A 13,638-nucleotide genomic window follows, 5' to 3' on the forward strand; every position below is an offset into this window, starting at 1 on the left:
AGTGGTACGACGACAAGTTCTGTGATTGCACGCATAAGAATTTCACCTCCCACTTGCGCAGTATAGTGAATGCGACTCTTTTATTATATCATACCTTGTCTTTTTGCTGACGTGTCGGCTCGAAAGTCTAAAGCCTTTCGGCTCGTCCCGTGCTAGCGTACTCTAGCAGGGCTTATTGTCCAGAGTTTTCTCGGCATAAGCGAACTCAGTCAAAACATAAGAAAAGCCTACCTTTTTGGCAGACTTTTCTTTTCTATCTTTTTCGTTAATACAAATACGATTGTGCGATGACTGATATTCTATTATGACCTAAATTCTTACTCGCAAATTGCATTGCGATTTTATCGAATATCTCGCCCGCTCTGTCTTTTCTCATGACATAGCGGTCAACTTTAGGTATTTTATCTGTACTTCGAGAGTACTTGTCATAAACTCTTCTTGCATAGCTAGCTCGGTAGCTATGGTTATCATAATTACTCGACACCTTGGGGAATAATCTCCCTTTTTTTGATTGGATCCATCTAACAATATCTCCTGTTTCAGCTGGTGTTTTTCCAACGATTTCAACTACTCTGGACTTACCGCCCTTTGTTCCTTTGTTAACCCGAAGCATCGCCTTTCCATTCTGAAAGAAAAGGTCTTCTGCTGTAATTCTCATCATTTCTGCTCTACGAAGTCCTGTAGCACTCGTAAAACGTGCTAGAACTCGTTCTTTTTCACTTGAGATATGTTTATCTCGTTCTACACTTCTCCTCGACCTTGTAATATTCTCACGACTTCTGGGAGGTATTCTGATAAACTGGGTAGAATCTACTCCAAATACCTTGGATAGTGCTGCTTTGGCAGTTGATATGCTATAAGCAGACCTGTCTTTGTTTATTAAATGTATTAAGTATTCATCCACGAATTTGAGGGCATTATCAATCCCTTTAACCTCTGGATGATTTTGTTGTAACCAGTCACAGTAATAACGGAACTGGTTCTTGTATGTGTTAAACGTCGATTTTGAATAAATCTTATTTTTCGTATCCGCTTCTGCCTTGTCTTTGGAACGTTTCGTTCCAATACCAGTCTGAAGCATATTTTGAAGACGCAAACGCCCTACTTTTCGATAACTCTCTACCCTAGTTTCTTTTTCCTTTTTACGTTGACGTTTCTTCGCCCAACGTCCTTTTGATTGCATGTTAGCCATAGTGACCCTTTCTAAAAAAGATGTTATTGGTTTATCCAGACATGTCTGTTCAAACGTCGAGGTAATCACTCCTCTATGCCGGTGGCCTTGCTTTATCCACCCTGTCGCAACTTTTTTCTGAATGTCTATGCGATGACATAATGGCAACTTTCTAGTCTTTTGCATGACTGCTAGATATAGAGCTAGCTCTCTAATAACTGACTTCACCAAAAACTCGGTGTGTGACTAAACTTCATTTCCTTTTATCCTTAAATTTCATATCCCCACAAAATCCAACCTTCTTTAAACTTGAAACTTCATATCCTCATCTACCTAAAGTGTTTCCTCAAAAATTTATGCTTTTATTTCCTCTGTATATGCTCCAATCTATCAATTAATCTATACTTTAATCTTGCCATTTTAAGTGAAACGAAAAAAAACTAAAAAATTAAAGATAAACCACAAAAGCTATAGATAATTGTTTATACGTTCATTTTTGCCCGCTACGCAGCCCCAAATAATCGTATAAACAATTATCGGTCAAAGGTCGCTCCACGCTCCCAATGCCCTCTTGTCGCCCTAAATACGGGCGATTGTCTGCCCTTACGGATTGCAGACAAAAAATCCATCTAACTAAGATGGATAATGTTAATAAAAAATTAGAACATTTTAGATGTGCTATGAGAGTGATTCTGTGCTATTATCGTTTGATAATAAGTAGTATTTATTTTTTCAATTGGATAATGTTATTGAATTTATTAGTAGATTCATTATTTAAATGGTGAGTTACTGTAATATAAGTAATATCAGGGTTGTCTAACAAAAAGTTTTCGATTAAATTAGCGTTATTTCGATCTAGATTTGCAGTAGCTTCATCCATAATAATAAAGTTTCGATTTCTTAGCAGAGCTCTTGCAATACCGATACGTTGTTTTTGCCCTTCAGAAAGAAAATCGGAAGAAATAATTTCATCTAAACGGGGAAGTAATTCTAAAAGGTTCACTTTTTCTAAAATATTTTCAATAGCTTGATTACTGATATTGCTATCCCAAAGACTAATATTATTTCTTAGTGTATCATTGAAGATATGTGTATGATTACCGATATAAGCAATTTTTGATACGAGACTACTTTCGTTTAGATTTTTTAATTCGCTAGCATTATATTTGAGTAGTCCAGAGTAATCTTTACTATTTCCTAAAAGGATATTAATCAAAGTTGATTTACCGCTACCTGATTCTCCAATAATAGCATACTTTTTCCCTTTTTCAAAAGTGAGGTTAAGGTTACTAAACACCTTATTATCTCCAAAAGAATAGTTTAAATTTTGGATATCAATAGCGTTAATTTCTTCTGAAAGGTTTGTTCCGTCATTGATGGTTTCTTTTTCAAGTTTGTTGAAGAGTGGTTTTACAGAAGAAATTGCAACTTGTAATTGATTAAATGTAGTTAATGAGTTGAAAATATTTCCAGAAATTTGTCCAACAGAAGAGATTGCTCCGAGTGAAATTTGTCCTGCGGCAATAAGAAGGCCTGTTAGAAGTATAATTGACATTTGACCAACAATTGAAAATAATGCCATGATAATTTCAATAAATGTTGTCTTTTGGGTGAATTCGATTTTTTGTGAGATGAAAGTTTGAATAGTTTTTTTGATTTGGATTGTTAGAGAAAGTTTACGGTTAGAATAGTAGAGATCTTTGTAACCCGTTAGATAATCAGTAAGTTCTGAAATTAAATTTTCGTTAGCCGTTGAGAAATCTCCCATTAGATTCTCCATCTTGCTTGCAAATGGGCGTGGTAGATATGTTAGGAGAAGAGTTAGAATAATAGTTAAGGCAACAATTCTGTAATCATAACTAAGTAAGGCAATGATGGAGAAAAGAGTAGTAAATACGGTTGTTAGTAGACTATAAAAACTTGAAAAACCGCTATCTTCAATCATTTTTATATCATTGTTTAAAATGGAAAGATGATCTCCGATATCTTTTGACTGAAAATTAGAGAAAGTTGCTTTGGTGATATTTGAAATATACTGTTCTCGTATAGAAAGAGACATAAATTGAATTAGTTGTGTTTGATGGACCTCAATAATATAGGTAAAGAACATGTAAAGAAGGTACAAACTGATTTCAACCAAAAGCCACCATAAGAATCCGTTAAAATTTTTATTTGCCAATTCATTTGTCATTAGGGAAAGAGTAACGGATGCCCCGACAATACTCGCAGAATTAAGAGCTAGGAGAATGATATGAAGCAAGTTTTTATATTTAAATTGAAGAATATATCTTTTCATAGTTTATTTCCCTTTTTTGATTAAAGTTAATAGATGATCAATAAAATAATATTGTCCTAGCATACCATTAGCATAGCTATAATTTATTTTCTCTTGTAGAGGGTCAATTAAGACCAGTTTATTTGCCTTATAAATTGAATAGTCATAAATATGATTAAAAATTTTTACACTAATATTGAGGTATTTAATATCATTAAAATAAAAATACAGCCAAGCATTTGCGAGTCCAAGACCAGCTAAACCAGTGTTGAGAGAGGTACTCTTGGCATAGGTGTGATCGATTCCTAGACTTAAGATTTTGATAAAGTCATCAAATTCAGTAGTATTGTGTTTTAGGCTAAATTTAATCAATTCGATGATTAGCCCAGAATTTCCATTAGTCAAATAAGGTGAAAGATATTGATCTAGTTTTATATAAGGAATGCCCTTTTCAAAGGAAATATCAGTAATTTTAATTGATTTAACTGTCTCTCTAAATAGAGTTTCCTCCCCATCGTGATTATTTAAAATTTGTAAAACACGATATTTGTATTTGTAATTCGTATTGTTTGAATAAATGATTTTATCAAGAAAATCCAAGTGTTTTTTATAAGAATCTTTTTTTAGAATTAACTTAGCAAGTACTGTTTCAATATTATCATTTTGCTTGTCTTGTAGTATTTCGTCGAATAGATTGTTCTCAGAAGATGGTAAATCATAGTATTTGACAGCAAGATAATTATCAACTGTATCCAACAACGATGTTCCGGGTATTTCAAAAGAATTTACGGTAAGTAAAGTTTCTAGAATTTGTACTCTTTTAAAATCAAGCAGTTCAAGATTTATATTCGGAAGAGTAGAGATTAATGTTGAAAGATCAAATTGTTTTTCATTATTAAAATCGTTCAAGAATAACTGGATGATATGGATAGGAAAATTCATTTCATAGCTCATTTTTAAAAATGATTTCACAGTAGAAAAGCCAGATTTATCAAATTTTAGAAGTGAAGTAGCATTTGTTAACAAGTCAATTATGGAGTACCACAACTTAATACGATCTCGTTTTTCAAATTTTGAAGTAATATGAGAAGGATAATGATTATTTGTAGTTTCTACTAACATATCAGATTTTTTGCTATAAGCTGTTTCAAAATCAATGAAATACAGATTATCCTCAGAGTCTAAAATCATATTACTAGTAGAGATATCTTCAAGAAGTATACCTTCTTTATGAATCAATTCTAGTTTTTCAAACATTTGAGTAATTATTGCAGAAATATTGTCGCAAAATAGATCATGTTCGATTGATGGACGGCTTAGTAGGAGATTGAATTTGTTTTTCAAGCAATCCAATCTTTCTCCTCTAATATACTCTTCAACAAGATAGTAGTTTTCATCATCAAAAAATTCATCGATAACTTTCGGAATAAATGATTTTTGCAGAGTAGATAATGTATGGTATTCGTTCTGTAGTAAATCAATTGCAGATATATCCTCATTTATATAAACATTTTTTCTTGCTTCTTTTACAATTACATTTTCTTCATTGAGTATATCAAAAGCAATATAGACATTACCTGAACCTGTTTGATGAATAATCGACTTCATTATGTAACGATTATTCATTTTTATTTCATTATTATCATGAGCAGATGTGTATGATTTGTCTGGGAATAACTCTTCAATAAAGCTTGGACATTCATAATAAGGTCCCTGTATATCAGGATAGGTATTACCTTCTAAATCTTTTAGTAGAGGGCGTTCTCCATTTATTAAAGTGGCATTCATTACCCCGTAACGATAGAAAAGGACATTTGAATTTTTGTATCTGTGATCAGTTAAAATTTGAATTCCTTGAAAACCATCTAATAGATTATGAAGTAGTTCTAAAATCTTTAAAAATTTTTTATCATTTTCTGGGTATATGGTTATGAATTTTCCAACTTCAATAGGTGAGGATTTTTTTGAAAATATATCTAATAGATCTTTGGTATTATTGATAAACTTGAATGAGATGTGTTCCTCATAACAACAAGACATAGTTTTTGTTAGGATATCTTGATAGTTTTCAAGAGTCGCAGATATGTGAATTTTCCAGCCTTGATAGGGAATAGCAGTTTCAGACATAGAAATGTAAGTAAAGCAGTCAGTATTCTTTATAGTAACATCGTCATAAAAAGTGATATTTTCAAGAGTAATTAATGACATTTTTATTCCTTTCAAAAAAACTGTAATTACGGGGACTGATCTCCTTTGGTAATTACAGTTTACTATATAAAATATCTAAGAAATTTTATTTGTCATATAATGGAATTTAGCAAATTTTCATAGTACAGCTCTCTTGCGAGAAAAAGATTTTCAGCACCTAGGTTTTTTAATGATTCAAGAGCCATTTCTATTTTTTTCTTACCAATTTCTACTTTTCCTATTTTAATCCAATAACTTCCTTCTACAATATTGTATTCAAGTTTTTCATATAGAAATATTTCAGGAATATCCATTTCTGATAATAAGTCAAGATATAGTTTAGAATGTTCGAGATCATTTCTATCTAAAAATTCAGATATGGCATTTATTAATATGGAAATTCGAATTCTTTTGTTTGAATCGTTATTTCCGAATAAAGTAGTTTTATAAACAATTTCTTTTGTTAAAATATTAAGTGTTTCTGTTGGTATTGCAGTCATGCTATTCCCAAAGATAATTAATTCTCGTTTTCCCCACTGATCTATATCAAAAAGATAGTCAGAAATCTGTCTAATTTTTTTTTCATCGATTTTATTACCAGTAAGATTCACTAAAAACGATTCAATCATTATGGAATTATAAAGAAAAGTTTTTTTATTTGTTTCGTTGTATTTAGCTATTTCTGTCGAAAGGTATTTTCGTAAAGCTAATATGTTATTTTGGTAAAAAGCTTTACTAACATGTTCAAGTAATTCTTCAGTATTTGTAGGATTTTCTTTAGATACTAAACCATAAAATTCTTCTATGCTGACATCGAGATTTTCTAATAATGAAAAGAAACGGGATAGGGAGATTTCAGATTCTCCTCTTTCAAATTTTGAAAGAAAGGAAACAGATAAATAATCTCCTGCAACATCTTTTAGAGAAAGCTTCTTAGATAGTCGTATTTTTTTAAATAAACTTCCCATATCTACTGTATCAATCATATCTAATTCCCCCTATTTAAAAAATAGAATGTGTTTTATAACCATTATAACAATATTTTTGATGAATTGAAAAGCCCCCACCATCAGAATAACTACAATCATTTATGGTAGTTATTCTGATGGTAGGGGTTTATAGTAGAATTTTTAACTAGTTTTCTTTTTACTTTATTTTATCAGTTCAATAAAGAATAATAGTGATGGATTGATTAGTTACTAAATAATAAGATTATTAGTTTTTTAAGTATGTATGGTTATTATTTCCTATTTAGTTATTTAGAAGGGCAATAAATAGTGATTTTGATAATCCCTTGTGTAGTAGCAGTATTATTTGGTAATTGATTTAATTTTTGAGTGTTCATAATTTTTTTCTCCTTAATTACTTAGAAGGGCAATAGATAGTAATAGTGATAGCTCCTTGAGTGGTAACAGTATTATTTGGTAGTTTGTTTAGTTTTTGACTATTCATAAGTTTATTCCTCCACAACTGATTTATTCATGATATTTAAGACAAATCGTTTAATAAATCCTTCAAATCCAGAATCATGTAATTCATCATCTAACTCTTTTTGTACTTGTTTATGAATTACATTTCGCTTATCTTGGGGAATGACATTCCCGTTTGCGTCATACCATTTACAGTTTTTAAAGATTCTAGCAAACATAATTTATTCTCCTTTAAATAATTTGGGTAATTTTTGAATAGAGTTTTTAATAATTTGATCTCCATAAATAATTTTTGTCATGTTAACCTCCTTTTGATTTATTTGATAGTTTTATTTTAACTCTATAATTGATTAATTTTTAAAAAGTTTCTTATTTTGGAAAGTGAGAAGAACTTTAATCAACAAATTTTAACTAAATTTCAAGGAAAAAGTAGCTGAAAGTTCCACTTTATGAAACTCGGAGATAAATTTTATATTTTCCATATATGACAATATAGCTACCGAATTAGCTACGCAATGAGGCTATATAAATGCTATGTTAGAAATTTAGATAATGTTTCAAATAAAGAAAAAGGTATCATGCGAAAAAGACAGAGTTGGAGAAAGCCATTAATCGTGTGGCTATAAAAATTGTTTCAGATAATCTGGGAGATAATCACATTTCAGTTGTTGCACAATCATATCTATATCAGTAAAAGTAAAAAGAAAAGATATTGTAATTAGAGAGATTTTTTCTTTTGGCTGAGTGAGCTTATGCGATAAAACTTTTGATTTTTGTGATTTTTGTGCGGACATGTTAGTAAGATTTCTTGTTGTCAAAAGGAAATTGGAATAAATCAGTGAACGCTTGCAACGCAAATTTATTTAAGGTGTAATGTAATTATAAAAACTACTAAGGAGATGATTGTATGGTTTCAGTCGGATGCCTCAGTAGAGAAGGAAGAGATTAAGACGGAGACCTACCAGTATCAGGAGACTGATGAAGGACAGATTCAAACAATGACTGAAAAAATTACCTATCAAGGAGATACTTTTTTAAGTTTGGATTTGCTGATTGAGGAGCCTCTAGATGCGGAGACTAAGGCTGTGTTAGCAGGACAAGATTTGGCCAGTATTAAAGAGGAGATTATTACTTCTGTTGAAAATGAGGCCAGTTTATCTCAACTAAGAGCGCTTAAAGGCATTACAACGAGTATTGATTTGCGAGAAGATTACACATTTGTAGCGCGGGTGGTGATTGACATGCAGGTGGTCAATCTGGATGAACTTTCTGCTCTGGATGGCTTGACAGGAAATTTTGCTGATTTTAAGGTTTTAAAGCCGACGGATTATATTGCCAATCTTGTGGCACAAGAGGCAGTGAGAGTGGATGAGTAGTGGAAAAATTAATTTAAGAAATAAAGTAGTTGTTCTTGTTAATTTGCCGTAAATACGTTATAATAAAACCTAAGATTACCATGGAAAGTAGGTGGATTTATGGGATTTACAGATGAAACTGTTAGATTTAGATTGGATGATGGTAATAAAAAAGAAATTAGCGAAACTTTGACAGCGGTCTATCGTTCGCTAGAAGAAAAAGGTTACAATCCAATCAACCAGATTGTCGGTTATGTCTTGAGTGGTGATCCAGCGTATGTTCCCCGTTACAATGATGCACGCAATCAAATCCGCAAGTATGAGCGAGACGAGATAGTTGAAGAACTTGTTCGTTTCTATCTTAAAGGAAATGGGATTGATAGCCTATGAGGGTCATGGGGCTAGATGTTGGTTCTAAGACGGTAGGTGTTGCCATCAGTGATCCTTTGGGGTTTACCGCCCAAGGACTTGAAATCATTAGCATTGATGAGGACAAGGAAGAGTTTGGCTTGGATCGTTTGGCTGAGTTGGTCAAGACCTACCAGGTGGAACGTTTTGTGATTGGTCTGCCTAAGAACATGAATAATACCAGTGGACCAAGGGTGGAAGCCAGCCAAGCCTATGGAAAAAAAGTGGAAGATTTGTTCCATTTACCAGTTGATTATCAAGATGAACGGTTGACAACGGTACAAGCCGAACGCATGCTGGTAGAACAGGCAGATATTAGTCGTAACAAACGTAAAAAAGTTATTGATAAGCTGGCTGCCCAACTGATTTTACAAAATTATTTAGATCGAATGTTTTAAGGAGAAGAAAAATGTCACATAACCATGAGCATGATCATGAAGTTATTACTTTGGTGGATGAAGCGGGAAATGAAACCCTCTTTGAGATTCTGTTAACCATTGATGGTCAAGAGGAGTATGGTAAAAATTATGTCTTGCTAGTACCGGTTGGTGCTGAGGAAGACGAAGCAGGTCAGGTTGAAATTCAGGCTTATTCGTTTATCGAGAATGAAGATGGCACCGAAGGCGATTTGCAACCAATTCCTGAAGATTCAGAAGCTGAGTGGAACATGATTGAAGAAGTATTTAATAGCTTTTTAGATGAAGAATAAGGGTCAGGTAGCGGGTGCTACCTGATTTTTTGTGCCAAATGACGAATAAATAGGTATGAGAAAAGAATTGTTAAGTCCAGAGGAAAAAGAATTTTTGCAGGCCTATCAGGCCCGTCCCTATCACTATTTCCGCGATATTTGTCGCTATCTCAACCTCCTTAGAAAATTGACTAAATGACGAATTCTGATATACTGGAAATAGGAGAATTCAAGGAGAAGATTTGTGGGAAATAAAGCAACAGATATAGAAACAGGGCATGTTTCTAATATAGGAGAGAATATGGCAGCCTATAGCCGTTCAGAACGCTCTTATGACAGCCAGCAAGGCAAGGTCTCTTTAGAGGGAAATCAGGTATTTTTTAAGGTTCCTGTGACCGGGCGTCATCGCTTATCGCTCTTTCTTTTTAGTTTAGTGACAGGTCTTGTGACTCTAGCCCTTCCCTTGTTAGTTGGTTTAACCAATACCGCACAAGAGGAATACCTTTACTCGGGCTTGATGTTAACCAAGGGCTTACTGCCTTACGGTGATATTTTTTCAACGGGAGGCTTTCTCTATTATGTGATCGTGGGGTTAAGTTACCTTTTGGGTTCCCCTTTATGGTTATTGCTTCCCTATGTGATGGCTTTTTATGTATCGGGCATATACCTCTATCGTCTGGTAGGCTATTTAACCCGTAAGGAAGATTTGGCCATGGCTACCAGTCTATTATTCTATTTATTGAACGGAAGCTTGGGGTTTGGCGGGCTTTATCCTGTTCAATTAGCCTTGCCATTTGTCTTAATTGGCCTTTGGTTTTTGGCTAAATATTTGGCAGGGCAGGCGTTGGATGAATCTTTTATGGTGTATGGTTTTTTAGGAGCTTTGAGTCTCTTGCTTGACCCTAGAACAATTATTTTTTGGCTTTTGTCCAGTGTGCTAGTTTTAAGTGTGAGTTTTAAACGAAAAGAAAGGGCACGCGGTTTTTATCAGCTTCTAGCGACAATCTTTGGTTCCATTATTGTTTTCTACACAGCCAGTTATTTCTTGATTAACTTGCAAATTTTGGACAATTATGTGGGGCAAGCCCTGGTTTACCGCCTAACTGCTTTGAGTCAAGGTGGTGAAAATTTATGGGTGGCCTTCGGTGTTCAATTGCTAATGATGGTGGGAGCAGGTTTGGCCACAGGGATGTTATTGATGTTTAAGACATCAGCGGGTCAAGTTGGCTTGCGTCATCTTCAAGGGTTCATTGCTCTAATCTTTTTGTTAATGGCAGTCTTTGCCCTCTTTTCAAGGAGTTTTGCTCCCTATCTGCTCTTAGACAGCTTACCTTATGGATTGTTGCTGACAGCCAGCTATCTTTCAGCTCGAAGGGATGATACCCAAAAAGTTAAGTCTCATCGTCGTCAAAAAGAGGGACGGGTCAATGATAAAGTTTTCATGGATATGATGAAAGCTCATGCCTATCTTCCTTTCCTAGTCGTGATGTTTGGTTTGGTTTATCCGATTTGGCAAGGCCTTAACCAGTCTACTTTTGCAGCAGATCGGCAGTTAGTGGTTAAGTATTTGAATAAAACAGCCAATGCTGAGGAAAAATTGTACACTTGGGATAATAGCACCAAGATTTACGAAAAAACAGGTTTGACGCCAAGCTCCCAGCTTATCTTACCAGATGCGCATACGGCGACCAAGACCAATGCCCGTCTGTTGGAAGACGATTTGTTACAGAATCAGGCTAGTTATATTGTTGTTAATAAAACCCTTCCGATCTCTCCAGCGGTTTCTGATAATTTGAAAAAAAATTATAAACGGCAAGAGATTAAGGGCTTGACAAGATTTATGGTCTATCGTTTTGAATAGAAAATCAATATATTGTGTTTTTTGATTTATCTAACACAATATATTGATTTTTTTTGCGTGTGTGCTATAATAAGATTGTGAAGGAGTTGACATGATATGAGCGTCTTACAGCAAATTGACAAACAGAAATTGCCGAAAACCCAATTACCTGATTCGGTGATGGTCCTTGATCAGGGACGGTTGTTGAGCCTGTTGTATCAGGAAATTGATGATATTGAATTGGCCAAAAAAATTGGTCAGAAAATTCTCAGGGGTTTAAGCTTTTACCAGGATAGTGGTCTGACCTGGTCTCTTTTTTGTCAAGAATTGGAGCATCAGTTGGAAACTGTTGAGCTAAATCATGTGGCTAAATCCTTGATTGAACAGTATCGTGTAGACGATCAAGCTTACCAGCTGGCGACAGATATTAATTTGAGTATGGAACAGCTGATGGCTAGGGATAGTCGTTTGGTTAACGAAAATGCAAATAAGGATAGTAATGTCTTTAACACGCAGCGGGATCTGACGGCTGGTGTGGTGAGCAAGTCTATGGGTTTGCAATTCCTGCCCCTGGATGTTGCCCAAGCTCATCAGCGCGGTGATATTCACTACCATGATTTAGATTATAGCCCTTATACAACGATGACCAACTGTTGTTTGATTGACTTTAAGGGGATGTTAGCCAAGGGCTTCAAGATCGGTAATGCAGAGGTGGAGAGCCCTAAATCTATCCAAACGGCGACAGCTCAGATTGCACAAATTATTGCTAATGTTGCTTCTAGTCAGTATGGTGGTTGTTCTGCTGATCGGATAGATGAGTTATTGGCCCCTTATGCTAGTCTCAATTATGACAAACATTTGCAGGAGGCTGAATGTTGGATTGAAGCTGGGAAGCGTGAGGATTATGCCCGTCAAAAAACGGCGAAAGATATTTATGATGCGATGCAGTCTCTGGAGTATGAAATCAATACCCTGTTTACTTCTAATGGGCAAACCCCTTTTACGTCGCTAGGATTTGGTTTGGGAACGGACTGGTTTGCGCGTGAGATTCAAAAGGCTATTTTGCAGATTCGGATTAAGGGATTGGGAAAAGAGGGACGAACTGCCATTTTTCCGAAGTTGATTTTTACCCTGAAACGTGGGCTGAATCTGGAACCTGGAACTCCCAATTATGATATTAAAGAATTGGCCCTGGAGTGTGCAACCAAACGCATGTATCCTGATATCCTGTCTTATGATAAAATTATTGAGCTGACGGGATCTTTTAAGGTGCCCATGGGTTGTCGAAGTTTTTTGCAAGGGTGGCAAGATGAGGACGGGCAAGAGGTTAATTCTGGTCGGATGAATTTAGGAGTGGTGACCGTTAATTTACCACGTTTGGCCTTGGCCAGTCGAGGACGACAAGAGATTTTTTGGCAATTATTTGATCACCAGTTGGCCCTAGCGAAAAAAGCCCTACTTTTTCGTGTGCAGCGGGTTTGTCAAGCCAGTCCAGTTAATGCGCCGATTCTTTACCAGTATGGGGCTTTTGGGCAACGATTGGATTCAGGTGATGAGGTGAAGCAATTGTTTACCAATAGACGAGCAACGGTTTCTTTAGGTTACATTGGCTTGTATGAGGTGGCGACTGTTTTTTATGGTAACCACTGGGAGACCAACATGGAAGCTAAGGAGTTTACCTTGGACATTATCAGGCAGATGAAAGACTTGTGTGAGCAGTGGTCAGAAGCCTATGGTTATCATTTTTCGGTTTATTCGACGCCATCTGAGAGTCTGACGGATCGTTTCTGTCGTCTAGATGCGGAACGTTTTGGTCAGGTGGAAGATGTTACGGATAAGGGCTATTATACCAATAGTTTTCACTATGATGTTCGGAAAAACCCGACTCCTTTTGAAAAACTAGATTTTGAAAAGGCTTATCCAGCAGCTGGGGCTAGTGGTGGCTTTATTCATTATTGTGAATACCCTGTTTTGCAGCAAAATCCTAAGGCTTTGGAGGCGGTTTGGGATTATGCTTATGATCGGGTGGGTTATTTGGGAACGAATACGCCCATTGATAAATGTTACGCGTGTGGTTTTGAAGGGGATTTTACACCGACCGAACGTGGGTTTGCTTGCCCATCCTGCCAGAATACGGACCCTCAGACGGTAGATGTGGTAAAGCGGACCTGTGGTTATCTGGGAAATCCACAAATTCGTCCCATGGTTAGTGGACGACATAAGGAAATTGCAGCTCGAGTCAAGCACATGAATGGCTCGACCATGGTATGGAAAGGAAAATAAA

General features: G+C 35.4%; 12 protein-coding genes. 7 read left to right on the forward strand and 5 right to left on the reverse strand.

All coding sequences use genetic code 11. From position 1 onward, the window contains the following. Window positions 1-265: 265 nt before the first annotated feature. From FRX57_RS06005 to FRX57_RS06025, 5 genes are all read right to left on the reverse strand, one after another. Window positions 266-1,192 (reverse strand): site-specific integrase, encoded by a 927-nt coding sequence (locus FRX57_RS06005; protein ID WP_186600841.1) that lies wholly within the window; start codon window positions 1,190-1,192, stop codon window positions 266-268. A gap of 703 nt (window positions 1,193-1,895) precedes the next feature. Further along, on the reverse strand, window positions 1,896-3,467 hold the full coding sequence (locus FRX57_RS06010) for an ABC transporter ATP-binding protein (protein WP_146567686.1): 1,572 nt from the start codon (window positions 3,465-3,467) through the stop codon (window positions 1,896-1,898). Window positions 3,468-3,470: 3 nt separating this feature from the next. Beyond that, the gene (locus tag FRX57_RS06015; protein ID WP_146567688.1) at window positions 3,471-5,654 is read right to left on the reverse strand and encodes a class III lanthionine synthetase LanKC N-terminal domain-containing protein; all 2,184 of its coding nucleotides are present in this window, start codon (window positions 5,652-5,654) and stop codon (window positions 3,471-3,473) included. A 92-nt stretch (window positions 5,655-5,746) separates the two neighbouring features. Next, on the reverse strand, window positions 5,747-6,619 hold the full coding sequence (locus FRX57_RS06020; RefSeq protein ID WP_146567689.1) for a helix-turn-helix domain-containing protein: 873 nt from the start codon (window positions 6,617-6,619) through the stop codon (window positions 5,747-5,749). A gap of 470 nt (window positions 6,620-7,089) precedes the next feature. Beyond that, window positions 7,090-7,281: a hypothetical protein gene (locus tag FRX57_RS06025; protein ID WP_146567691.1), complete on the reverse strand. Its 192-nt coding sequence runs from the start codon at window positions 7,279-7,281 to the stop codon at window positions 7,090-7,092. Between the two features lie 681 nt (window positions 7,282-7,962). Here FRX57_RS06025 and FRX57_RS06030 point away from each other — a divergent pair. The 7 genes from FRX57_RS06030 (at window position 7,963) to nrdD (ending at window position 13,637) form a co-directional block, all read left to right on the forward strand. Beyond that, the gene (locus tag FRX57_RS06030) at window positions 7,963-8,439 is read left to right on the forward strand and encodes an SP0191 family lipoprotein (RefSeq protein ID WP_146567693.1); all 477 of its coding nucleotides are present in this window, start codon (window positions 7,963-7,965) and stop codon (window positions 8,437-8,439) included. 99 nt (window positions 8,440-8,538) lie between these two features. Next, a complete protein-coding gene (locus tag FRX57_RS06035; RefSeq protein ID WP_146567695.1) occupies window positions 8,539-8,808 on the forward strand; it encodes an IreB family regulatory phosphoprotein in 270 nt (89 codons plus the stop codon). Beyond that, a complete protein-coding gene (gene ruvX / locus FRX57_RS06040; RefSeq protein ID WP_146567697.1) occupies window positions 8,805-9,224 on the forward strand; it encodes a Holliday junction resolvase RuvX in 420 nt (139 codons plus the stop codon). The genes FRX57_RS06035 and ruvX overlap by 4 nt, the downstream gene beginning before the upstream one ends. Before the next feature lie 11 nt (window positions 9,225-9,235). Beyond that, window positions 9,236-9,535, forward strand: coding sequence for a DUF1292 domain-containing protein (locus tag FRX57_RS06045; protein WP_146567699.1), 300 nt, complete (start codon window positions 9,236-9,238; stop codon window positions 9,533-9,535). A 55-nt stretch (window positions 9,536-9,590) separates the two neighbouring features. Further along, on the forward strand, window positions 9,591-9,713 hold the full coding sequence (locus FRX57_RS07825; protein ID WP_281287373.1) for a hypothetical protein: 123 nt from the start codon (window positions 9,591-9,593) through the stop codon (window positions 9,711-9,713). Between the two features lie 45 nt (window positions 9,714-9,758). After that, window positions 9,759-11,375, forward strand: coding sequence for a DUF2079 domain-containing protein (locus FRX57_RS06050; protein WP_146567701.1), 1,617 nt, complete (start codon window positions 9,759-9,761; stop codon window positions 11,373-11,375). 159 nt (window positions 11,376-11,534) lie between these two features. Continuing rightward, the gene (gene nrdD / locus FRX57_RS06055; protein ID WP_246100970.1) at window positions 11,535-13,637 is read left to right on the forward strand and encodes an anaerobic ribonucleoside-triphosphate reductase; all 2,103 of its coding nucleotides are present in this window, start codon (window positions 11,535-11,537) and stop codon (window positions 13,635-13,637) included. Window position 13,638: the final 1 nt, after the last annotated feature.

It is taken from the genome of Streptococcus cuniculipharyngis (assembly GCF_007859195.1).
Classification (GTDB): domain Bacteria; phylum Bacillota; class Bacilli; order Lactobacillales; family Streptococcaceae; genus Streptococcus; species Streptococcus cuniculipharyngis.